Origin of the sequence: Faecalibacterium prausnitzii (assembly GCF_003324185.1) — a bacterium.
GTDB classification, from domain to species: Bacteria; Bacillota; Clostridia; order Oscillospirales; family Ruminococcaceae; genus Faecalibacterium; species Faecalibacterium prausnitzii.
On the sequence record NZ_PXUP01000007.1, the window covers coordinates 57596 to 79211 of the forward strand.

20 protein-coding genes are annotated in these 21616 nt (G+C 60.4%); 16 read left to right on the forward strand and 4 right to left on the reverse strand.

What is annotated here, in order from left to right; genetic code table 11:
- Positions 1-29: 29 nt before the first annotated feature.
- From acpP to fabZ, 10 genes are read left to right on the forward strand one after another with little or no spacing between them, the layout of a single operon-like run.
- Positions 30-257 (forward strand): acyl carrier protein, encoded by a 228-nt coding sequence (acpP, locus tag C7J97_RS06135; RefSeq protein WP_015537410.1) that lies wholly within the window; start codon positions 30-32, stop codon positions 255-257.
- Between the two features lie 21 nt (positions 258-278).
- The gene (gene accD, locus C7J97_RS06140) at positions 279-1136 is read left to right on the forward strand and encodes an acetyl-CoA carboxylase, carboxyltransferase subunit beta (protein ID WP_015537411.1); all 858 of its coding nucleotides are present in this window, start codon (positions 279-281) and stop codon (positions 1134-1136) included.
- 14 nt (positions 1137-1150) lie between these two features.
- Positions 1151-2110, forward strand: coding sequence for an acetyl-CoA carboxylase carboxyltransferase subunit alpha (locus C7J97_RS06145; RefSeq protein ID WP_113992294.1), 960 nt, complete (start codon positions 1151-1153; stop codon positions 2108-2110).
- Positions 2107-3057 carry a beta-ketoacyl-ACP synthase 3 gene (locus C7J97_RS06150; protein WP_113992295.1) on the forward strand — a complete coding sequence of 317 codons (951 nt, stop codon included), beginning with the start codon at positions 2107-2109 and terminating at the stop codon, positions 3055-3057. Before C7J97_RS06145 ends, C7J97_RS06150 begins: the two co-directional genes overlap by 4 nt.
- 5 nt (positions 3058-3062) lie before the next feature.
- A complete protein-coding gene (locus tag C7J97_RS06155; RefSeq protein ID WP_113992296.1) occupies positions 3063-3998 on the forward strand; it encodes a nitronate monooxygenase in 936 nt (311 codons plus the stop codon).
- A complete protein-coding gene (locus tag C7J97_RS06160) occupies positions 3992-5059 on the forward strand; it encodes an NAD(P)H-dependent flavin oxidoreductase (RefSeq protein ID WP_112120932.1) in 1068 nt (355 codons plus the stop codon). The genes C7J97_RS06155 and C7J97_RS06160 overlap by 7 nt, the downstream gene beginning before the upstream one ends.
- Positions 5056-5988 (forward strand): ACP S-malonyltransferase, encoded by a 933-nt coding sequence (fabD, locus tag C7J97_RS06165; protein ID WP_113992297.1) that lies wholly within the window; start codon positions 5056-5058, stop codon positions 5986-5988. The genes C7J97_RS06160 and fabD overlap by 4 nt, the downstream gene beginning before the upstream one ends.
- On the forward strand, positions 5985-6734 hold the full coding sequence (fabG, locus tag C7J97_RS06170; RefSeq protein WP_113992298.1) for a 3-oxoacyl-[acyl-carrier-protein] reductase: 750 nt from the start codon (positions 5985-5987) through the stop codon (positions 6732-6734). Before fabD ends, fabG begins: the two co-directional genes overlap by 4 nt.
- Before the next feature lie 12 nt (positions 6735-6746).
- Entirely contained in the window at positions 6747-7985 is a 1239-nt protein-coding gene (fabF, locus tag C7J97_RS06175; protein WP_113992299.1) for a beta-ketoacyl-ACP synthase II, read from the forward strand.
- A 3-nt stretch (positions 7986-7988) separates the two neighbouring features.
- Positions 7989-8459, forward strand: coding sequence for a 3-hydroxyacyl-ACP dehydratase FabZ (fabZ, locus tag C7J97_RS06180; protein WP_113992300.1), 471 nt, complete (start codon positions 7989-7991; stop codon positions 8457-8459).
- A 72-nt stretch (positions 8460-8531) separates the two neighbouring features.
- Here the strand turns inward: fabZ and C7J97_RS06185 are convergent, their stop codons facing one another.
- Both C7J97_RS06185 and C7J97_RS06190 read right to left on the reverse strand, forming a co-directional pair.
- Positions 8532-9578 (reverse strand): glycerophosphodiester phosphodiesterase, encoded by a 1047-nt coding sequence (locus C7J97_RS06185; protein WP_113992301.1) that lies wholly within the window; start codon positions 9576-9578, stop codon positions 8532-8534.
- A gap of 80 nt (positions 9579-9658) precedes the next feature.
- On the reverse strand, positions 9659-11098 hold the full coding sequence (locus C7J97_RS06190) for a 6-phospho-beta-glucosidase (RefSeq protein WP_113992302.1): 1440 nt from the start codon (positions 11096-11098) through the stop codon (positions 9659-9661).
- 323 nt (positions 11099-11421) lie between these two features.
- Between C7J97_RS06190 and C7J97_RS06195 the strand changes: the two genes are divergently transcribed.
- The 4 genes from C7J97_RS06195 to C7J97_RS06210 all read left to right on the forward strand — a co-directional run bounded on the left by C7J97_RS06195 (position 11422) and on the right by C7J97_RS06210 (position 16743).
- Entirely contained in the window at positions 11422-12291 is an 870-nt protein-coding gene (locus C7J97_RS06195; protein WP_015537422.1) for a phosphoribosylaminoimidazolesuccinocarboxamide synthase, read from the forward strand.
- Between the two features lie 104 nt (positions 12292-12395).
- A complete protein-coding gene (locus C7J97_RS06200) occupies positions 12396-12932 on the forward strand; it encodes a MarR family winged helix-turn-helix transcriptional regulator (RefSeq protein ID WP_113992303.1) in 537 nt (178 codons plus the stop codon).
- A 140-nt stretch (positions 12933-13072) separates the two neighbouring features.
- Positions 13073-14824, forward strand: a complete 1752-nt coding sequence (locus tag C7J97_RS06205; RefSeq protein WP_015537424.1) for an ABC transporter ATP-binding protein — start codon at positions 13073-13075, stop codon at positions 14822-14824.
- Positions 14824-16743, forward strand: a complete 1920-nt coding sequence (locus C7J97_RS06210; RefSeq protein WP_113992304.1) for an ABC transporter ATP-binding protein — start codon at positions 14824-14826, stop codon at positions 16741-16743. The genes C7J97_RS06205 and C7J97_RS06210 overlap by 1 nt, the downstream gene beginning before the upstream one ends.
- Here the strand turns inward: C7J97_RS06210 and C7J97_RS14980 are convergent.
- Positions 16740-16928, reverse strand: coding sequence for a hypothetical protein (locus C7J97_RS14980; protein WP_170126641.1), 189 nt, complete (start codon positions 16926-16928; stop codon positions 16740-16742). The genes C7J97_RS06210 and C7J97_RS14980 overlap by 4 nt on opposite strands.
- A gap of 62 nt (positions 16929-16990) precedes the next feature.
- Here C7J97_RS14980 and C7J97_RS06215 point away from each other — a divergent pair, with 62 nt between their 5' ends.
- Positions 16991-18760, forward strand: coding sequence for a glycoside hydrolase family 2 protein (locus C7J97_RS06215; protein WP_113992305.1), 1770 nt, complete (start codon positions 16991-16993; stop codon positions 18758-18760).
- A 484-nt stretch (positions 18761-19244) separates the two neighbouring features.
- Positions 19245-20888: an MBL fold metallo-hydrolase gene (locus C7J97_RS06220; protein ID WP_242963145.1), complete on the forward strand. Its 1644-nt coding sequence runs from the start codon at positions 19245-19247 to the stop codon at positions 20886-20888.
- A 259-nt stretch (positions 20889-21147) separates the two neighbouring features.
- On the opposite strand, the gene tnpA is transcribed toward C7J97_RS06220, so the two are convergent.
- Positions 21148-21615 (reverse strand): IS200/IS605 family transposase, encoded by a 468-nt coding sequence (tnpA, locus tag C7J97_RS06225; RefSeq protein WP_113992306.1) that lies wholly within the window; start codon positions 21613-21615, stop codon positions 21148-21150.
- Between the last annotated feature and the right edge of the window lies 1 nt (position 21616).

The window sequence follows — 21616 nt, forward strand, 5'->3', positions numbered from 1 at the left end:
AAACAGTAAACATAAAGGAGAATACTACCATGACTTTCGAGGAAATGAAGAAGATCGTTGTCGATACCCTGAGCTGCGATGAGGACAAGGTGACCATGGAAGCCAGCCTGACCGAGGATCTGGAGGCCGACAGCCTGGACGCTGTGGAGCTGAACATGGCACTGGAAGAGGCCTGCGGCGTGTCCATCCCCGATGAGGAACTGGCAAACCTCAAGACCGTGGGCGATATCTTCAACTACATCAATGCCCATGTCTGAGGCTGACCGAGGCGAAACGCGATGAACAGTATTAAAGACCTGCTGCCGGGCAGTATGCGGGAGCGCACCTTCCAGCTGAAAGCCCGGCGGGATGCGGGTGCCGTGTGGAACGACCCGCAGTTCGTGGAATGCAAAAAGTGCGGACGCCGTGCCACCCGCCAGATCTGGAACAAGGCGCAGTACGTCTGCCCCAACTGCGGGGTGCACCTGCCCATCGGCGGGTACTACCGCCTGAACCTGATTTTGGACAAGGGCAGCTTCCGGGAATTGGATGCCGACCTTGCCCCGCAGGATGTGCTGCAGTTTCCCGGTTACCCGGAAAAGCTGGAAGCACAGACCGGTAAGACCGGCCTGAAGGAAGCTGTCATCACCGCCACGGGGCGCATCGAGGGCACCCCGGTGGTGGTGGCAGTGCTGGACAGCCGGTTCTTTATGGGCAGCATGAGCACCACTGTGGGCGAAAAGATCACCCGCGCCGTGGAGCACGCCACCGCAAAGCACCTGCCGCTGATCATCTTCTCGGCCAGCGGCGGCGCCCGGATGCAGGAGGGCATTTTCAGCCTGATGCAGATGGCAAAGACCTCTGCCGCCATCGAGCGGTTCTCCGCCCGGGGCGGGCTGTACATCAGCGTGCTGACCCACCCCACCACTGGCGGCGTGACTGCCAGTTTTGCCAGCCTTGGCGATATTATGCTGGCAGAGCCCGGGGCGCTGATCGGTTTTGCGGGCCCCCGGGTCATTGAACAGACCATCGGCGAAAAGCTGCCCGCAGGCTTCCAGCGCAGCGAGTTCCAGTACGAGCACGGCTTTGTGGACAAGGTAGTGCCCCGTACCGAAATGCGCGAAACACTGGCGCAGCTGCTGCGTCTGCACGCCTGAGGAGGGAGCGCCTTATGATCAAGGACATCTTACAACAGCTCGCACCGCTGGATGAAAAGATCGCCGCCTTGCGCGGCGACCCGGCGGACGAGAACATGACCGATATCACCAACCACGCTGCCGAGCTGGCAGAGCTTTCCGCACAGGAGGACGCTTTGCTGTCCGGCTGCGGGGCGCTGACTGCAGAGGACAGGGTCTTTCTGGCCCGTCACCCGGAGCGCCCCCACATCGATGAGATCGTGGATGCACTGTTCACCGACTTCTTTGAGCAGTGCGGCGACCGCCAGTGCAAGGAAGATGCCGCCATTCTGGGCGGTGTGGCACTGTTCCACGGCCAGCCGGTCACGGTCATCGGCCACCGCAAGGGCAGCACGCTGGAAGAAAACCTGCGCTGCAACTTTGGTATGCCCGGGCCGGAGGGCTACCGCAAGGCCCTGCGCCTGATGAAGCAGGCCGAAAAATTTGACCGTCCCATCATCACCTTTATCGACACCCCGGGTGCATACCCCGGCAAGGATGCCGAGGAGCGCGGACAGGGCGAAGCCATTGCCCGCAACCTGATGGAGATGAGCGGCCTGACCGTGCCGGTGATCGCAGTGGTCACCGGCGAGGGCTCCTCCGGCGGCGCGCTGGCGCTGGGTGTGGCAAACCGCATCCTGATGCTGGAAAACGCCGTTTACTCGGTGCTGAGCCCCGAGGGCTTTGCCAGCATCCTGTGGAAGGATTCCTCCCGCAGCGGCGAAGCCTGCGAGATCATGAAGCTGACCGCACAGGATCTGTACAAGGACGGCATCGTGGAGGAGATCATCCCGGAGCCGGTGGGCGGCGCACAGCGCGCCCACGGGGTACTGTTCGGCAATCTGGACGAGGCACTGCGGCGTCAGCTGCGCAGCCTTGCCCGCATGAACGGCCGTCAGCTGGCCGAGCAGCGCTACCAGAAATTCCGTCAGATCGGAGAAATGAGGAAAGCATGAAGGGTTTGCGTCTGATCGCCACCGGCGGGGCTTTGCCCGGCCGCACGGTCACCAACGAAGAGCTGAGCCGCACCGTGGATACCAGCGACGAGTGGATCACCACCCGCACCGGCATCCGCACCCGGCACTACTGCACCGAGGGCGAAAACGCCGCCACACTGGCCATTGCCGCCGCAAAGCAGGCGCTGCAGCGCAGCGGCCTTGCCCCGGCAGACATTGCCTGCTGCGTCTGCGCCACCCTTTCCGCGCCGGACGCCACCCCAAGCGTGGCCTGTCAGGTGCAGGCGGCGCTGGCACTGCCGGAAAACCGCCCCGCACTGGATGTGAACGCCGCCTGCTCCGGTTTTTTGTACGGCACGGCGGTGGCGCGCGGCCTGCTGGCTACGCTGGGCGGGCGGTATGCGCTGGTCATCGGCACCGAGGCGCTCTCCCGCCTGATGGACCCTGCCGACCGCTCCACCTGTGTGCTGTTCGGCGATGGTGCCGGTGCGGCGGTGTTTGAACTGACCGACACCTCCGTGCCTTTTGCCATCACGCTGGGTGCCCGGGGCGATGCCGCCATCCATGCCGGCGGCCCCAGCCGTGCAGGCTCGGCACCCATCAGTATGGACGGCAGGGCGGTGTTCCGCTTTGCGGTGGATGCCCTGCCCAAGTGCCTGCATACCGTGCTGGACGAGACCGGCCTTACGCTGGACGGGCTGGACTGGGTGGTCTGTCATCAGGCCAACAGCCGCATCATCGACCACTGCGTCAAGGCGCTGCACGCCGACGGTGCAAAGTTCTACAAAAACATGGATCGCCACGGCAACACCAGTGCTGCCAGCATCCCGGTGGCACTGAACGAGCTGGCTGAGAGCGGCCAGCTGCACCCCGGCCAGACCCTTGCCTGCATCGGCTTCGGCGGCGGTCTGACATGGGGCGGCATGATCGTGGAATATAAAGGATAAAGACCATGAAACTTTTAAACGAGATCCTGGGGACGAAATACCCCATCATTCAGGGCGGCATGGCAAACATTGCCACCGGCGAGTTTGCCGCCGCCTGCTCCAACGCCGGTGCACTGGGCATCATCGGTGCAGGCGGCATGAATGCCGATACCCTGCGCCAGAACATCCGCCGCTGCCGGGAGCTGACCGACAAGCCCTTTGGCGTAAACATCATGCTCATGCACCCGCAGGCAGATGAGTTTGCCCAGATCGTGGTGGAGGAAAAGGTCGCCGTGGTCACCACCGGCGCAGGCAACCCGGGAAAGTACGTTCCCATGTGGAAAGCTGCCGGCGTCAAGGTGATCCCGGTGGTGGCTGCTGCCGTGCTGGCACGGCATCTGGAGCCGCTGGGCATTGACGCCGTCATCGCTGAGGGCACCGAGAGCGGTGGCCATGTGGGCGAGATGACCACCATGGCACTGGTGCCGCAGGTGGTGGACGCGGTCAGCGTGCCGGTCATCGCCGCAGGCGGCATTGCCGATGGCCGTCAGCTGGCGGCTGCGCTGGCACTGGGCGCTTGCGGGGTGCAGGTGGGCACCTGCCTGCTGGCAAGCGAGGAGTGCCCCATTCACCCCAACTACAAGGCCGCGCTGCTCAAAGCCGGGGACAGTGACACCATCGTCACCGGACGCACCGTGGGTGCGCCGGTGCGTGTGCTGAAAAACCGCATGAGCCGGGAGTATGTCCGTCAGGAAAAGGCGGGCGCGGATAAGATGGAACTGGAAAAATACACGCTGGGCAGCCTGCGCCGCGCCGTCTTTGAGGGCGACACGGTAAGCGGCAGCCTGATGGCCGGTCAGGTGGCCGGAATGCTGCACGAGGTGCGCCCCGTGGCGGACATCCTTGCCGACCTGTGGCAGGGCGGGAGGCAGCGCATCGCCGCGCTGAACACCGAATGCTGACCCTTGGCGGCAAGCCCCTGCAAGTACCCATTTTGCAGGGCGGCATGGGCGTGGGCGTCTCGCTGGGTGGGCTGGCCGGTGCGGTAGCGGCCTGCGGCGGCATGGGGTGCATCTCCACCGCCGATGCAGGTTACCGGGAGCCGGATTTTGCCCGTGACCCGGCGGCAGCCAACCACCGCGCCCTGACCGCAGAGATCCAAAAAGCCAAGGCCATTGCCGGAGGTATGGGTCTGGTAGCCATCAACGCCATGGTAGCCACCCGGGACTATGCCGACGCCATCCGCACCGCCGTGGCGGCGGGGGTGGATGCCGTGGTCTCCGGCGCGGGTCTGCCGCTGGAGCTGCCGGGCATCGTGGGCACCAAAGAGGTGGCCATTGCGCCCATCGTATCCAGCGCCCGGGCGGCAAAGCTCATCCTGCGCCGCTGGGCAAAGGGCTTTGACCGCACCGCCGATTTTGTGGTCATCGAGGGCTGCAAGGCGGGCGGGCATCTCGGCTTTGCCGAGGAGGACCTGCTGGCCGACCGCTGCCAGACCTTGGACGAAATTCTGCCCGGGGTGCTGGCCGAGGTAAAACCCTACGAGGAGCAATACGGCCACGCCATCCCGGTATTCGTGGCGGGCGGCGTGTACACCGGTGCCGACATGGCACACTTTACAAAGCTTGGCGCTGCGGGCGTGCAGCTTGCCACCCGCTTTATCCCCACCTACGAGTGCGACGCCTCCCAGACCTACAAGGACGTGCTGCTGGCGGCAAAGCCGGAGGATGTGCGCATCATCCACAGCCCGGTGGGAATGCCCGGCCGCGCCCTGAACACCCCGCTGGTGCAGGCGCTGGCCGAGGGCAAACGCTTCCCGCCCAAGCACTGCGCCCGGTGTCTCAAGACCTGCGACCCCGCCGCCGTGCCCTACTGCATCACCCACGCCCTCATCGAGGCGGTGAAGGGCAATGTGGAGGAAGGGCTCTTCTTCTGCGGCGAAAACGTGGGCAGGCTGGACCGGATGCGCACCGTGCGCGAGCTGATGGACGAACTTGTGACCGAATGGAGGCAGAATTTATGAAGCTTGCCGTACTTTACGCCGGTCAGGGTGCGCAGCACCCCGGCATGGGCAAGGAATTTTACGAAGCATCTCCCGTCTTCCGGGCGGCCTTTGACAGCGCAGCGCTGGATTTTGACCTGCACCGCGTCTGCTTTGAGGACCCGGACGGCGTTTTGAACCAGACCGAATACACCCAGCCCTGCATGGTGGCCTTTGCCTGCGGCGTGACCGCTGTGCTGGCCGAAAAGGGCGTAAAGCCCGCCTATCTGGCGGGGCTTTCGCTGGGCGAATACTCCGCGCTGCAGGCAGCCGGGGTGTTCACCGCAAAGCAGGCCATCGAGCTGACCGCCTTCCGGGGCAAGGCCATGGCCGAAGCTGCAAAGGGCCTTGCCTGCGGCATGACCGCCGTGCTGGGGCTGGACAGAGAAAAACTGTCTGCCTGCTGCGAACAGGCTGCAGAGACGGGCTGTGTGCAGATCTGCAACTACAACTGCCCGGGGCAGCTGGTCATCGGCGGTGAGAAAGCCGCTGTGGAGCAGGCCGCTGCGCTGGCAAAGGAAGCCGGTGCCCGCCGCTGCATCCCGCTGAAGGTCAGCGGCCCCTTCCACACAAAGCTGATGGCTCCCGCAGGGGATGCGCTGGCACAGCGCTTTGCGGGCGAGAACTTCGGCACCATGGAGACACCGGTGCTGTTCAACTGTCTGGGGCATGAAAAGGCTGAGACCGACAGCATCCCGCAGCTGCTGGTAAAGCAGGTGCAGAGCAGCGTCTACATGGAAGATACCCTGCGCCGTCTGGGCGAGTTGGGCGTGGACCACATTCTGGAAGTCGGCCCCGGCAATGCCCTGAGCGGTTTTGTGAAAAAGACCCTGCCCGGGGTGGTCTGCACCGCAGTGGAGACCCCGGAACAGCTGGATGCGGTGCTGACCGCATGGAAGGATGCAGAATGAGTGAAGAAAAGCTGACCCGCGCCGCCATTGTTACCGGCGGCAGCCGGGGCATTGGCCGCGCAGTGTGCGTGGCACTGGCAAAGCAGGGCTGCAATGTGGTGGTGAACTACTGCCACGGCGCAGAGCCTGCAGAACAGACGGCAGCGCTCTGCCGCGCCGAGGGCGTGCAGGCGGTGACCGTACAGGCGGATGTATCCACCGCTGAGGGCTGCAAAGCGCTGTTCGATGCTACCGCCGAGGCCTTTGGCCGGGTGGATGTGCTGGTGAACAACGCGGGCATCACCCGGGACAACCTGATTTTGCGCCTGACCGAGCAGGATTTTGACGCGGTGCTGGACACCAACCTGAAAAGCGCCTTTCTCTGCTGCAAGGAAGCTGCCCGCCGCATGGTGCGCCAGCGCTATGGCCGCATCGTGAACCTTTCCAGCGTGGTGGCGCTGCGGGGCAATGCCGGGCAGACCAACTACGCCGCCAGCAAGGCGGGGCTCATCGGCCTGACCAAGAGCCTTGCCCGGGAGCTGGCCGCACGGAACGTGACCGTGAACGCGGTAGCGCCCGGCTTTATCGACACCGACATGACTGCCGTGCTGCCGGAGACTGTGCGCACCGGCATGACGCAGGGCATCCCCGCAGGCCGCGCAGGCCAGCCGGAGGATGTGGCGCAGGCAGTGGCGTTTTTTGCCGCAGAACAAAGCAGCTATCTCACCGGGCAGGTGCTCTGTGTGGACGGCGGCATGGCAATGTAAAGGAGAACCCTTATGGAAAAACGCAGAGTTGTGATCACCGGCCTTGGCACGGTGAACCCGCTGGGCAACAATGTGGCTGACAGCTGGGCGGCAGCCCGTGCCGGTAAATGCGGCATCGGCCCTATCACTCAGTTCGATACCACCGACTTCAAGTGCAAGCTGGCCGGTGAGGTAAAGGATTTTGACCCCGAGACCGTGGTGGACAAAAAGGAAGTCCGCAAAATGGCGCGCTTCACCCTGCTGGCACTGGGCGCTGCCGCCGAAGCCATTGCAGACAGCGGCCTTGATACCGAGGCCGAGGGCAAGGACATCGGCGTCATCCTGTCCAGCGGCATCGGCGGTCTGCCCACGATCGAGGAGCAGCACGCCCGCGGCGAGGAAAAGGGCATGGAGAAGGTAAGCCCCTACTTTGTGCCCATGGCCATTGCCAACATGGCAGCGGCGCAGGTGGCCATCCGCTTCGGTCTGAAGGGCATGTGCACCTGCCCGGTCACGGCCTGCGCCGGCGGCACCAACGCCGTAGGCGACGCCTTCCACCGCATCCGGGACGGCTACGAGCCGGTGATGGTCTGCGGCGGCGCGGAAAGCTGCATCAGCCCCTTGGGCATCGGCGGCTTTACCAGCATGAAGGCGCTTTCCACCGCCACCGACCCGGACGCTGCCAGTCTGCCCTTTGATGCCCGCCGCGGCGGCTTTGTCATGGGCGAGGGCAGCGGTGTGCTGGTGCTGGAGGAGCTGGAACACGCAAAGGCGCGCGGCGCACACATCTACGCCGAGGTGGTGGGCTACGGTGCCAACTGCGATGCCTACCACTTTACCGCACCGGCTCCCGGCGGCGTGGGCGCCATCGACTGCATGAAGCTGACCTTGGCAGATGCGGATATCGCACCGGAGCAGGTGGACCATATCAACGCCCACGGCACCGGCACCCACATGAACGATGCCTGCGAGACTGCTGCCATTCACGCCGTGTTCGGCGCACACGCCAAGGAGATGACCGTGGTCAGCACCAAGAGCATGACCGGTCATCTGCTGGGCGGTGCGGGCGGCATTGAGGCCGTGTTTACCGCGCTGGCACTGCGGGATCAGTTTGCACCGCCCACCATCCACTACGCCCAGCCTGACCCGGAGTGTGATCTGGACTATGTGCCCAACACCGGGCGGCAGCAGGAGATGCAGTACGCACTGAGCAACAGCTTGGGCTTTGGCGGTCACAACGCCTGCATCGCCCTGCGCAGATGGGAGGGCTGACCCGTGGCAGAACCCCGTACCGTGCGTGAAAACGCCAACACCCTGAGCAGCGTGCAGATCGCGGAGATCCTGCCCCACCGCTACCCCTTTGCCCTCGTGGACCGCATTCTGGACTACGAGCCGGGGCAGTGGGCCATCGGCCGCAAGTGCGTCACCCGCAACGAGGAATTTTTCAACGGCCACTTCCCGGCACAGCCGGTCATGCCCGGCGTACTGCTGCTGGAGGCGCTGGCACAGACCGGCGCTGTGGCAGCGCTGAGCCTGCCGGAAAACAAGGGCAAGCTGGCGCTGTTCGGCGGCATCAAGAGTGCCCGCTTCCGCAGGCAGGTCGTCCCCGGGGATGTGCTCACTCTGCACTGTGAACTGGTGCAGCAGCACGGCGCTGTGGGCGTAGGCAAGGCTTCGGCATGGGTGGACGGCAAGTGCGCCGTCACCGCAGAGCTGACCTTTGTGCTGACCGACGCAGCAGAATAAAATGAATGAAAAAGAGATAGGCGATCCCTTTCGGGAAAGCCTATCTCTTTTTTTGTGTCTGTTCCGGTCGGTTTACTCTGCGGCAGCTGTCCCGGCGTCTGCTTCAGCAGTGGGGGCAGACTCTGCCGTGGCGGTTTCTGTTGGGGCGGTCGCTGCCTGCTCCTTCTCCATCCACTCCCGCACACGGTCGGGGCGGTTGGTGATGTAGGCATCGGCGCTGGTGCGCAGCAGGCTGCGGACGGAATCTTCCGTGTCCACCGTCCACAAAGACACCTTGATGCCCATCTCGTGCAGTTTGTCAATGAAACCGGCGTTTTTGTAGGCGGTGTGGTACTCACAGCTGACCCACTCCGGCACAAAGTCCAGACTGCGGATGTAGGCGGGCAGATCCCGTTGCGCCATCAGGTTTTTGTAGATCTCGTTCAGGCTCTCGCCGGGAAAGTTTGCCCGCAGCATACTTACCTTATCGCTCATCCAGCGGGTCATCCAGCTGCAATTTTCCTCGTCTGCTGCGCTCTCCGGCAGGGCAGCGTCCATGGCTTCCATGTCGTCTATGCCGTTGGTCAGTCCAAGATCCTTCCAGATGATGGGCGGCGGCAGCAGCATGCTTTCCAGCTCGCCGTATACCAGTGCACCTACCCGCAGTTCGGGCAGCAGCTGCTTTGCCTGCCGCAGCAGCGCGTGGTTGAAGGAAACAAGGATCACCTGTTCTACCATCTCGGTCTGCTGCAGCACTTCCAGCACCCGGGGTACAAAGTCCGGGTCGTTGTCCATGGTGGATTTCAGTTCCAGATGCACGGTGCATTCCGGCATCTGCTTGCACAGCTCCATGGCTTCCTGTAAGGTAGCAATCTTTTCGTCCTGATAGATGGCATCCTTCCAGCTGCCAAAATCCAGCTCTTTCAGATCGCCCATGGTCATATCGTAGATCTTGCCGGAAATATCCGTGTGCAGATCGATCATATAGTCGTGGTGGATCACAAGCCCGGCGTCAATGGTCTGCTGTACGTCCATCTCTACGCCGTCCGCGCCAATCTCCATGGCTTTTTTAAAGGCAGTCAGGGTGTTTTCCGGTGCAAGATAGGAAGCACCGCGGTGTGCAATGATTTGTGGTGTCATAAATTTTCTCCGTTATCGGTTCTTCCTCACACGTTTACGCCCCGGCGCTGCCATACCGCAAACAGTGCCGGGGCGCTTGCTCAGGTCAGGTCCTCGCCGTCTGAAGCGATGACCTTTTTATACCAGTAAAAACTGTCCTTCCGGCTGCGGGCAAGGGTGCCGTTGCCGTCGTTGTCCTTGTCCACATAGATAAAGCCGTACCGCTTTTTCATCTCGCCGGTGGAGGCGCTCACAAGGTCGATGGGCCCCCATGTGGTGTAGCCCATCAGCGGCAGACCATCCTCGTTGACGGCCTTTTCCATCTCCTCAATGTGCGCCCGCAGGTAGTCGATGCGGTAGCTGTCGTGGATGGAGCCGTCCGGCTCTACGGTATCCACCGCACCCAGACCGTTCTCCACGATGAACATGGGCTTTTCGTACCGGTCGTAGATGGTGTTCAGGGTCACCCGCAGACCCACCGGGTCGATGGCCCAGCCCCACTCGCTGACTTTCAGGTAGGGGTTCTTCACCGATGCCGACACGGCGTTGCCTTCCGCATTCTCTGCCGCCATCAGCTCCTTATCCACCGTGATGCAGCGGCTGGAATAGTAGCTGAAGGATACAAAATCCACCGTGCCCTCCCGCAGCGTGCGGTCGTCCTCCGACTGTGTGTGCAGCTGCACCCCGGCGCGCTCCATCCGCTTTTTAGCCCACACGGGGTAAGCGCCGCGCACCTGTACGTCGGTAAAGAAGTAGTTGTCCCGGTCTGCCTCCTGCGCCGCCCGCACATCCTCCGGGGCGCAGGTGCGGGGGTAGAACTGCCCTGCCGCCAGCATACAGCCCACCATGGCATCCGGCATTTTTTCGTGCGCCAGCTTTACCGCCTTTGCGCTGGCCACCAGCTCGTGATGGGCAGCCTGATACTTGACCTGCTCCACATTCTCGCCGGGGTGGAATACCAGCCCGGCGCCGGTAAAGGACAGGTGCAGCAGCATGTTGATTTCATTAAAGGTGAGCCAGTACTTCACCTTGCCTTTGAAGCGGTCGAACAGCACCTCGCAGTAGTGGACGTAGGCGTCCACCATGCGGCGGTCTTTCCAGCCGCCGTATTTTTTGATGAGGGCAATGGGAGTGTCAAAGTGGCAGATGGTGACCAGCGGCTCGATGCCGTACTTATGGCACTCGTCAAAAATGCTGTCGTAGAAAGCCAGTCCTGCCTCGTTGGGCTGAGCGTCATCGCCGTTGGGCAGGATGCGGGTCCATGCAATGGACAGCCGGAAGCACTTGAAGCCCATCTCTGCAAACAGGGCGATATCCTCTTTATAATGGTGATACAGGTCAATGGCCTCGTGGCTGGGGTAGAAATGTGCGTCATCGCAATCCAGCATTTCCATATAGCCCGTTGCCACCGGGAAACGGTCCGGGCCGAAGGGGGTCACATCCACCGTAGCCAGACCCTTGCCGTCTGCCTGCCATGCACCCTCGCACTGGTTGGCAGCGGTAGCGCCGCCCCACAAAAAGCCCTTGGGAAATTTGCCCATACTCTTTACCTCCTTGTTTACTTTTGCGCCCCTGCGGAGCGCAGATATACTCATACTATAATGATACCGCAACCGGCGGCGCTTGTCCATGACTGCATTTTGCAAAGGTGCGTGTATTTGGGGATAAAGTACGACTTTTATCGTCAAAACGCCGAAATTTCCTGCTGCTTTTTGCGCACTTTTCACGATAAAAACACAAAACTTGCCTGTTTTTCTTTTATTCTGTTCCTTTTAAACCGCGCGGCAGTATGGTAGAATAATAGGGTAAGAACTGCGCTGCGCTGCTGCGCTGCTGAGAACATGGAAAAATGGAGTGTTTGATTATGACTGAGTTCAAACCCATCAAAGAAGGCAAAGTCCGCGAGATCTACGACAATGGCGACAGCCTGATCATGGTTGCCACCGACCGCATTTCTGCGTTTGACGTCATCCTGAAAAACAAGGTCACCAAAAAGGGCACCGTGCTCACCCAGATGAGCAAGTTCTGGTTCGATTACACCCGCGATCTGCTGCCCAACCACATGCTGAGCGTGGATGTGCAGGATATGCCGGAGTTCTTCCGCCAGCCCCAGTTCACCGGCAACAGCATGATGTGCCGCAAGCTGACCATGCTGCCCATCGAGTGCATCGTGCGCGGCTACATTACCGGCAGCGGCTGGGCAAGCTACCAAAAGACCGGCAAGGTGTGCGGCATCCAGCTGCCCGAGGGCCTGCAGGAGTCCGATAAGCTGCCCGAGCCCATCTACACCCCCTCCACCAAGGCAGAGATCGGCGACCACGACGAGAACATCTCCTACGAGCAGAGCATCGACGTGCTGGAGAAGCAGTTCCCCGGCCACGGTCTGGAGTACGCCACCAAGCTGCGCGACTACACCATTGCCCTGTACAAGAAGTGCGCCGAGTATGCACTGTCCCGCGGCATCATCATTGCCGATACCAAGTTCGAGTTTGGTCTGGACGAGGACGGCAACGTGGTGCTGGGTGACGAGATGCTGACCCCGGACTCCTCCCGCTTCTGGCCGCTGGAGGGCTACGAGCCGGGTCACAGCCAGCCCTCCTTCGACAAGCAGTTCGTCCGCGACTGGCTGAAGGCCAACCCCGACAGCAACTACGACCTGCCGCAGGATGTCATTGACAAGACCATTGCCAAGTATCTGGAGGCCTATGAGCTGCTGACCGGCAAAAAGCTGTAAGCGTATCCCGTATCCATAAAAATCAAGGCTGCTGCGGAAAATTTTCCGCAGCGGCCTTTTTTGCGCCCCGCCCTCTTGACAAGGGGCGGGGAGATGGGTAATATATGTATCGCATCAAACAGTTTTACATCGAACAATTTGAACAGAGGAAAACCATTATGTGTACACAGCACCCTATTGAAGAGCCCTGCAAGCTGGACCCGCCGTGGGAAGGGCCGCAGGTCATCCCCGCCCAGCTGCACCGGGTGGATAACCTGATCTTCCGCAGGCTGAACCAGTTTTCCCGCGCCAACGGGGTAGAGCAGACCACCCCCATGCACGGGTGGATCATCGAGTATCTCTACCGCCACCGGGACGAGCCGGTATTCCAGCGGGACATCGAGCGGGAGTTTTCCATCACCCGCTCCACGGTGACGAACATTTTGCAGCTGATGGAGCGCAAGGGCTACATCCAGCGGCTGAGCGTGCCGCAGGACGCCCGGCTCAAGCAGCTGGTGCTGACCGAGGAGGGCATCCAACGGCACGAAAAGACCCTGCTGTCCTTCCACCAGACCGACGACTATGTGGCCGGACTGCTGACCGAGGAGGAGAACGCAGAACTGCTGCGGCTGCTGAACAAGCTGCGGGAAGCACTGAAATAACGATCTTTTCCGTCAAAGCGCCGAAAAAGGACTTGTTAAATTAGCAATTATGAACATTTTACGAAACGTCTTGACATTTAAATTGTTTTGTATAAAATTGTTTTGTACCAAACAAATAAAATTAACAGGAGGGAACTCAGATGATCAAAAAGCTTGTGTCGCATCTGGGCGAGTATAAAGCCGCCTCGATCAAGACACCGCTCTTTGCTGCGCTGGAAGCCATTATGGATGTGCTGCTGCCCACCATCATGGCCTTTATCATCGACCAGGGCATTGAAAAGGGCGATATGAACGCCATCATCCGCTACGGACTGCTTACCTTTCTGGTGGCAGCCATTGCGCTGGTGCTGGGCGTGCTGGCGGGCAAGTATGCCGCCGAGGCATCCACCGGCTTTGCCGGAAATCTGCGCGATGCCATGTATGAAAACATCCAGCATTACTCTTTTTCCAACATCGACAAATTCTCTACGGCAGGTCTTGTTACCCGCATGACCACCGACGTGACCAACGTGCAGAACGCCTTCCAGATGATCCTGCGCATGTGCGTGCGCGCCCCGGTGCATCTGGTGTTTGCAATGTTCATGGCTGTGGTCATCGGCGGCCCGCTGTCGCTGGTGTTCGTGGTGGCAGTGGCCTTTCTGGTGGCGGTGCTGGCTGCCATCATGATCCCTACCTTCCACATCTTTGACCGTGTGTTCAAGAACTACGATAACCTCAACGCCTCGGTGCAGGAGAATGTCTCTGCCATCCGCGTGGTCAAGAGCTTTGTGCGCGAGGGCTTTGAAAACGAAAAATACACCGCTGCCTGCGAGAGCCTGTACAAGCAGTTCGTCAACGCGGAAAGCCGCCTGAGCTTCAATAACCCCGCCATGCTGGTGGCGGTGTACGGCTGCAACATCGCGCTGAGCTGGTTCGGCGCAAAATATGTGCTGCACGGTGCCATTACCACCGGCCAGCTGAACGCCCTGTTCGGCTATATCATGAACATCCTTATGGCACTGATGATGCTGAGCACGGCCTTTGTCATGATCGCCATGTCCGCCGCCTCTGCCAAGCGTATCGTGGAGGTGCTGGACGAGCACACCGACCTGCCCCCGGCAAAGCAGCCGGTGCAGCAGGTGGCAGACGGCAGCATCCAGTTTGACCACGTTACCTTCAAGTATAAGCACGGCAGCGGCCAGCCGGTGCTGAACGATATCAGCTTTACCATCCAACCCGGCGAGACGCTGGGCATCATCGGCGGCACCGGCAGCGCAAAGTCCAGTCTGGTGCAGCTGATCCCCCGCCTGTACGATGCCGAGAGCGGCACCGTGCGGGTAGGCGGCGTGGATGTGCGGGATTATAACCTTGATGTTCTGCGCCGCGAGGTCTCCATGGTGCTGCAGAAGAATGTGCTGTTCAGCGGTACTATTCTGGATAACCTGCGCTGGGGCGATGCCAACGCCACCGAGGAAGAGTGCATCCGCATGGCAAAGCTGGCCTGCGCGGATGAGTTCATCCAGCGCTTCCCGGATAAGTACAATACATGGATCGAGCAGGGCGGCTCCAACGTGTCCGGCGGCCAGAAGCAGCGCCTGACTATCGCCCGCGCCCTGCTGCGCAAGCCCAAAGTGCTGATTTTGGACGACTCCACCAGCGCCGTGGATACCGCGACCGATGCCAAGATCCGCAAGGCCTTCCGGGAGGAGATCCCCGGCACGACCAAGATCATCATTGCACAGCGTATCTCCTCGGTGCAGGATGCAGACCGCATTCTGGTGCTGGAGAACGGCCAGATCAACGGTCTGGGCACCCACGCAGAGCTGCTGGCGACCAATGCCATCTATCAGGAGGTCTACAACAGCCAGACGCAGGGCGGCGGCGATTTTGACAAGCAGGGAGGTGCGCAGTAATGGCAGTAAAAGAAGTACATGGCCCCGGCCCGCGGGGTGCACGGGGGCCGCGCCCCAAGGTGGAAAACCCGGGCAAGCTGCTGAAGCGCATTATGGATGAGGTGTTCCGCAACTATCTGCCCCACTGCATCCTTGTGCTTGTCTGCATCGTGGTCAGCGCGCTGGCCAATGTGCAGGCCAGCCTGTTCTTGCAGACTTTGATGGACGATTACATCGTCCCCATGACCCGCCAGCAGAACCCCAGCTTTGCACCACTGGCCGGTGCACTGGTGCGGATGTGCTGCATCTACTTTGTGGGCATTCTGGCCGCATGGGCCAACGCCCGCATCATGGTCAACGTAACGCAGGGCACGCTGCGCAATCTGCGCACCAAGCTGTTCACCCACATGGAAAGCCTGCCCATCCGGTATTTTGACACTCATCCTCACGGCGATATCATGTCCGTGTACACCAACGATGTGGATACCCTGCGCCAGATGCTCAGCCAGAGCATCCCGCAGCTGGTGTCCAGCGTCATCACCATCGTGTCGGTGTTCTTCAGTATGTGTATGCTCAGCTGGCAGCTGACCATCGTTACCATGCTCATGGTGGCGCTGATGCTGTTCTGCTCCAAGCAGATCGCAAAAAGCTCCTCCAAGTACTTCATCCAGCAGCAGCGGGATCTGGGCAAGGTGAACGGCTACATCGAGGAGATGATGGAAGGCCAGAAGGTGGTCAAGGTGTTCACTCACGAGCAGCAGACCCTTGCCGGCTTCCGTGCGCTGAACGACCAGCTGAAGGAAAGCGCCAAGCAGGCCAACGCCTTCTCCAACATTATGATGCCGGTCAACGCCCAGCTGGGCAACATCAGCTACGCCATCTGCGCGCTGGTTGGTGCAGCCATGGCTGTGGGCGGTGTCGGCGGCATGACCCTTGGCACCGTGGTGGCCTTCCTCAGCCTGAACAAGGGCTTCAATATGCCCATCAGTCAGGTGTCCATGCAGGCCAACAGCGTCATCATGGCACTGGCCGGTGCCGAGCGCATCTTCAAGATGATGGACGAGCCCAGCGAGACCGACGAGGGCTATGTGACGCTGGTAAATGCCAAGTACGACCGCAACGACCAGCTGGTGGAAACTGCCGAGCGCACCGGTCTGTGGGCGTGGAAGCACCCCCACCACGATGGCACTACCACCTACCACAAGCTGGCGGGCGACATCACCTTTACGGACGTGGACTTTGGCTATGTGCCGGAAAAGACGGTGCTGCATGACATCAACCTGTACGGCCGTCCGGGGCAGAAGATCGCCTTTGTCGGCTCCACCGGTGCAGGCAAGACTACCATTACCAACCTGATCAACCGCTTCTACGATATTCAGGATGGCAAGATCCGCTATGACGGCATCAACATCCACAAGATCAAAAAGGCCGACCTGCGCCGCTCGCTGGGCATCGTGCTGCAGGACACCCACCTGTTCACCGGCACGGTGATGGAGAACATCCGCTACGGACGGCTGGAGGCCACCGATGAAGAGTGCATCGCCGCCGCCCGTCTGGCCAACGCAGATGGCTTTATCAAGCGCCTGCCGGAGGGCTACAACACCATGCTGACCGGCGATGGCGCCAACCTCTCGCAGGGACAGCGCCAGCTGCTTGCCATTGCCCGCGCAGCCGTGGCGGATCCCCCGGTGCTGATTCTGGACGAGGCGACCTCCTCCATTGATACCCGCACCGAGGCGCTGGTGCAGCGCGGCATGGACGGCCTGATGTATGGCCGCACCAGCTTTGTCATCGCGCACCGCCTGTCCACCGTCCGCAATGCAGACTGCATCGTGGTGCTGGAGCAGGGCCGCATCATCGAGCGCGGCAGCCACGACGAGCTGATCGCCAAAAAGGGCAAGTATTACCAGCTTTATACCGGTAATCTGGCCGAGAACTAAACAATTTCCCACCTTCTCACAAAGCCGCCGCACAGCCATGCCGCCGTGCGGCGGCTCTTTTTTACTCCCATGAAGAAGCAATTCTGGAAAATCCGCAGATTTTCCAGAATTGCAAATATAAAAATAATTTTCCGCTGAAGATGGCCAAAGCGCACGCGGCGGCCATTTAAAATCGTCCGCTTCACGGTATACAAATGCCCCGGGCTGTGCTAGAATGGAGCAAACGAGAAAAAAGGCTGGTGAGTGTATGCACCCTCTGACGGAATATCCCCGCCCGGCCATGCGCCGGGACAGCTACGAGAACCTGAACGGCCTGTGGCAGTACGCCATCACCGCCTCGGCACAGCGCCCGGCGGGCTGGGATGGCGAGATCTTAGTGCCCTACGCGCCGGAGTGCCGCGCCTCCGGGGTGGGACGCACAGTGCAGCCCGGGCAGTGGCTGCACTACCACCGATATTTTGCGCCGCCCGCCGGGACGGGCGGCAGGGTGCTGCTGCATTTCGGCGCAGTGGACTACGCCTGTGCCGTGCAGGTGAACGGCCATCTGGTGGGCGGCCACCGGGGCGGCTACTGGCCCTTTACGCTGGATATCACCGCGCAGCTCAACGGCACAGGCCGCAACAGCCTGTGGGTGGCGGTGCAGGACCCCACCGGCCACGGCACACAGGCGCGGGGCAAGCAGACTTTGCAGCCCGGCGGGATGTTCTACCCGGCGCAGAGCGGCATCTGGCAGACGGTCTGGCTGGAGCGCGTGCCGGAAAATTACATCCAGTCTCTCACCGTTACGCCGGACTATGATGCCCGCACCGTGACCGTGAAAGCCCATGCCTCTGCACCCGGCGGCGCGGCGAACCTGTGGGCGGTGGTGCGCGCCGGGGGCGTGACCATTGCCGAGGACTGGGGCAGTGATGAGGCCGACCAGGACGGTGAGGTGACGCTGCATATTGCGGACGAGTATTTCTTCCCATGGAGCCCGGACACGCCCTTTTTGTACGACCTGACCGTGGGCACTACGCAGGGAGAGGAAGAGCAGTTCGACACCGTGCACAGCTACTTTGCTCTGCGCAAGTGGAGCTGCGCACCGGACGCAAGGGGCGTGCTGCGCTTTTGCCTGAACGATAAGCCTATCCTGCTCAACGGCCTGCTGGATCAGGGCTACTGGCCGGAGGGACTGTACACCCCGCCCTCGGATGCGGCGGTGGAACGGGAGCTGAGCGAGGTAAAGGCGCTGGGCTACAACCTGCTGCGCAAGCACGCAAAGATCGAGCCGCAGCGCTGGTACTACCACTGCGACAAGCTGGGACTTGTGGTCTGGCAGGATATGGTCAACGGCGGCAGTAAGTATAACCTGTGGTTCGTCACCTACCTGACCAATGTTTTGCAGCCGCTTATGCGCCGCCTGCCGGATAAGGCGGCGCTGTGGGGGCTGCTGAGCCGGGGCAGCGAGGCAAGCCGGGAAGAATACCGCCGGGAGCTGGAAGATACGGTACAGGCGCTGCGCTGCCACCCCTGCGTGGGCTGCTGGGTGCCCTTTAACGAGGGCTGGGGACAGTACGATGCCGCCGGGGCAGTGCAGGCCATCCGCGCGCTGGACGATACCCGCCTTGTGGACGAGGCCAGCGGCTGGTACGATCAGGGCGGCGGGGATGTGTACTCCCTGCACAACTACTTCTACCCCCTGCGGGTACGCCCGCAGACCCGCACCGTGGCGCTGAGCGAGTACGGCGGTATTGCATGGCCCATGCCGGGGCACGAGCCGCCCCGCAAGACCTACGGCTACGGCACAGCCAAAAGCAGGGAGGAGCTGACCGCCCGCTACAAAAAATTGCAGCTGGGCGCAGTGCTGCCGCAGCTGCAAAAGGGGCTTTCGGCGCTGGTGTACACCCAGCTGACCGACGTGGAGGACGAGGTGAACGGCCTGTTTACCTACGACCGCACTGCCATCAAGCCGGACGCCAACGCCGTCCGCTCGGTGAACGCCGCCCTTGCCGCAGAGTTTGCAAGGGTGGTAAAATAAAGCGCCTTTGGCGCGTTCTGCGGAGCGCTCCAAACGCATTTTCACAAAAGGAGCTGTTGCAGGAAATGCCGTTTGCCGTTGCAATCCCTCCCGTGAGAAGGCAATTCTGGAAAATCCGCAGATTTTCCAGAATTGCAAATATAAAAATATATTTTCCGCTGAAGATGGCTAGAGCGCACGCGGAGGCCATTTGAAATCGTGCTCACCCCGGTATACAAACGCCCCGGGCTGTGGTCGCATTACCACTGGTACTTTGCACCGCCGTCCGGGATGGACGGTGGTTTTTGGTAGGATGATTTTCGTCATTTTTGACAAACCCCGACAGCCTGGCTTAGAGCCTTCTCCAAAGATTTTGACACATTCTTGACAGCACTTTTTTGATATATTAATATATTAGCGACAGCTCTCATCTTATATGGTGAGGAAGTTTCGTACAGTATTCACAATCCGTATTTATTTTTTGGCCCCAAAAGGAGAAGAAACTATGGAACTGAGCAGACGTGATTTTATGCGTAACACTGCTGCCTTTGCGGCTGTTGCCAGTGTGCTGGGTACCAGCGGCATTGCCTTTGCAGCGGACGCCGACCAGAATTGTCTGGTCAAGGTGGACAGCCCCGACCGGGCAGAGCTGGCCAAGCGTTTCAAGGCCGGCAGTGCTGCCGGGGTGGAGTACTATGCCTACAACCCTCGCCGTTACGCCCCTGCCCTGAAGGGGAAGCTGCCCCTGATCGTTTTCCTCCACGGTGAGGACGGTGTGGGCCCCAACGGCACCCAGCTTACCGCCAACGACGGTGCCACCTTCTACATTTCTGACGAAATGATCCAGAAGAACCCCACCTACCTGTTTGCACCCCAGTGCCCCGGCAAGAACTGGACCGACCCGGACACCGTTACGGCCTTGAAGTCTGCTATCGACAGCTATGTGGCTGCCCACCGCATCGACCCGGACCGTATCTACATCGAGGGTATGTCCATGGGCGGTACCGGTGTCTGGAACATGATCCTGGCCTACCCCTACTACTTTGCTGCTGCCATCCCCATGTGCGGCATGGTGCCTGCCCAGTGGTACAACGTCCCCGGCGCCTTTGAGGCCATCAAGAACACCCCTGTCTGGGCCTACCACTGCAAGGATGACCCCGAGATGCCCGAGGCTGAGACCGCCAAGGCTGTGCAGGCCCTGAAGGATGCCGGCTGCTCCTGCGTGAAGTACGAGGGCTTTACCGCCGGTTCCATGCCGGAGCCCCACAAGGTCTGGGAGCGGGTGTACAGCATCGGCACCCCCTATAACTGGATGTTCACCCAGTCCCTCACCCGGACCCAGCATGGCAAGCTGAACCCCAACATGATGTTCAGCCACTACCCGGTAAAGTACAACATCACCCGTGTTATGGACTTTGGCATGGACACCCTGTGGGTGCTGGATCTGGGCAAGGAAGCCCTGGTCATCGACACCGCCATGGGCGGCTCCGGCGCAGCAGACCTCTACGCCTATCTGCGGGAGAACGTGCTGACCAACCCTGACGCAGAGCTGGATATCCTGCTGACCCACAAGCACGGTGACCACATTCTGGGCATTCCCTCCCTGCTGAAGTCCGGCAAGGTCCGCCGCACCTATATCCACCCCGATGACCGGGAGGGCCTGCTCTCCAGCATGCAGAAATTCTTCGGTCTCACCGCCGAGGACCTGAAGCTGGTGAACATCGTAGACGGTGACACGGTCCGCATCGGCTCTGAGGAGCTGGAAGTGGTGGACGTGCCGGGCCACACCAAGGGCTCTGTGGTGTTCTTCTACAAGGACTACATCTTTACCGGTGACGCCGTTGGTTCCGGCGACCTGTTCATGATGGAAGCTGCCACCGACACCTATCTGCCGGGTCTGGAGCACTTCATGGCAGAGGTGCTGCTGCGGAACGAGGATGTGGACTACGAGCTGCTGACGGGCCACTGGGAGAACCTGAACCCCTTCAGCGTGGAGTACCTTCGCCATATGCTCATTCTGGTCAAGGGCGTCATCCGGGGCGATATTCCCATCGGCTACTACACCCGCAAGCCCGGCCGCTGGGCAGGCTACCTGGATGCCAACATCTTCTACCCCTACGCTGTCCTCAGCTACGAGAACGAGAAGTGATGTACGCTAAGGCTCTGTTTTCTTGGCGGCATTCCCTGACTTTCTAACATATAAAGCAGACCCAGCACCGGCTCCGAAAGAGCCTGCCGGGTCTGCTTTGTAGTTCTATAGCCAAAACCACCGGCTAAGCCGGTGGCTTGAGTAAGCCCTAGAAGGGCATAATACTAGCAAAGCCCCTTAAGGGGCCACGAATGGGTCTGCCAACTGCATTCCTGTCTCGTGGCAGGCCCCTCAAGGGGCCTTTTATTTACGCCTTGGTTCACTTGCTACCCGTAAACGGGTCCGTGAATTCCTTAAGGCTTAACTGGTCTGCAATCTGGTCTTGTTCCAGCTGTCTCTTGATATACTCCTGGATTCTCTGCTTGTTTTTTCCAACAGTATCCACAAAATATCCTCTGGCCCAGAAATGCCGATTTCCATACTTGTACTTTAAATTCGCGTGTCTGTCGAAAATCATGAGGCTGCTCTTTCCCTTGAGATATCCCATAACGTAAGAAATGCTGTACTTCGGCGAAAAACTTATCAGCATATGGATATGGTCCGGGCAGGCTTCTGCTTCAATTATTTCAATATCCTTTTGCTCGCATAGTTTGCGAAGTATCTGACCAATATCTTTTTTGATTTGGCCATATATCACCATTCTCCGATATTTCGGTGCAAACACTACATGGTATTGACATCTCCATGTCGTATGGCTTAAACTATCTACGTCTTTGTTATTTTTCATT

Excerpts from the sequence above, each read along its gene's own strand:
- acpP (WP_015537410.1), top strand. The coding sequence starts at position 30 with ATGACTTTCGAGGAAATGAAGAAGATCGTTGTCGATACCCTGAGCTGC.
- accD (WP_015537411.1), top strand. The coding sequence starts at position 279 with ATGAACAGTATTAAAGACCTGCTGCCGGGCAGTATGCGGGAGCGCACC.
- C7J97_RS06145 (WP_113992294.1), top strand. The coding sequence starts at position 1,151 with ATGATCAAGGACATCTTACAACAGCTCGCACCGCTGGATGAAAAGATC.
- C7J97_RS06150 (WP_113992295.1), top strand. The coding sequence starts at position 2,107 with ATGAAGGGTTTGCGTCTGATCGCCACCGGCGGGGCTTTGCCCGGCCGC.
- C7J97_RS06155 (WP_113992296.1), top strand. The coding sequence starts at position 3,063 with ATGAAACTTTTAAACGAGATCCTGGGGACGAAATACCCCATCATTCAG.
- C7J97_RS06160 (WP_112120932.1), top strand. The coding sequence starts at position 3,992 with ATGCTGACCCTTGGCGGCAAGCCCCTGCAAGTACCCATTTTGCAGGGC.
- fabD (WP_113992297.1), top strand. The coding sequence starts at position 5,056 with ATGAAGCTTGCCGTACTTTACGCCGGTCAGGGTGCGCAGCACCCCGGC.
- fabG (WP_113992298.1), top strand. The coding sequence starts at position 5,985 with ATGAGTGAAGAAAAGCTGACCCGCGCCGCCATTGTTACCGGCGGCAGC.
- fabF (WP_113992299.1), top strand. The coding sequence starts at position 6,747 with ATGGAAAAACGCAGAGTTGTGATCACCGGCCTTGGCACGGTGAACCCG.
- C7J97_RS06185 (WP_113992301.1), bottom strand. The coding sequence starts at position 9,578 with ATGACACCACAAATCATTGCACACCGCGGTGCTTCCTATCTTGCACCG.
- C7J97_RS06190 (WP_113992302.1), bottom strand. The coding sequence starts at position 11,098 with ATGGGCAAATTTCCCAAGGGCTTTTTGTGGGGCGGCGCTACCGCTGCC.
- C7J97_RS06195 (WP_015537422.1), top strand. The coding sequence starts at position 11,422 with ATGACTGAGTTCAAACCCATCAAAGAAGGCAAAGTCCGCGAGATCTAC.
- C7J97_RS06200 (WP_113992303.1), top strand. The coding sequence starts at position 12,396 with ATGTATCGCATCAAACAGTTTTACATCGAACAATTTGAACAGAGGAAA.
- C7J97_RS06205 (WP_015537424.1), top strand. The coding sequence starts at position 13,073 with ATGATCAAAAAGCTTGTGTCGCATCTGGGCGAGTATAAAGCCGCCTCG.
- C7J97_RS06210 (WP_113992304.1), top strand. The coding sequence starts at position 14,824 with ATGGCAGTAAAAGAAGTACATGGCCCCGGCCCGCGGGGTGCACGGGGG.
- C7J97_RS06215 (WP_113992305.1), top strand. The coding sequence starts at position 16,991 with ATGCACCCTCTGACGGAATATCCCCGCCCGGCCATGCGCCGGGACAGC.
- C7J97_RS06220 (WP_242963145.1), top strand. The coding sequence starts at position 19,245 with ATGGAACTGAGCAGACGTGATTTTATGCGTAACACTGCTGCCTTTGCG.
- tnpA (WP_113992306.1), bottom strand. The coding sequence starts at position 21,615 with ATGAAAAATAACAAAGACGTAGATAGTTTAAGCCATACGACATGGAGA.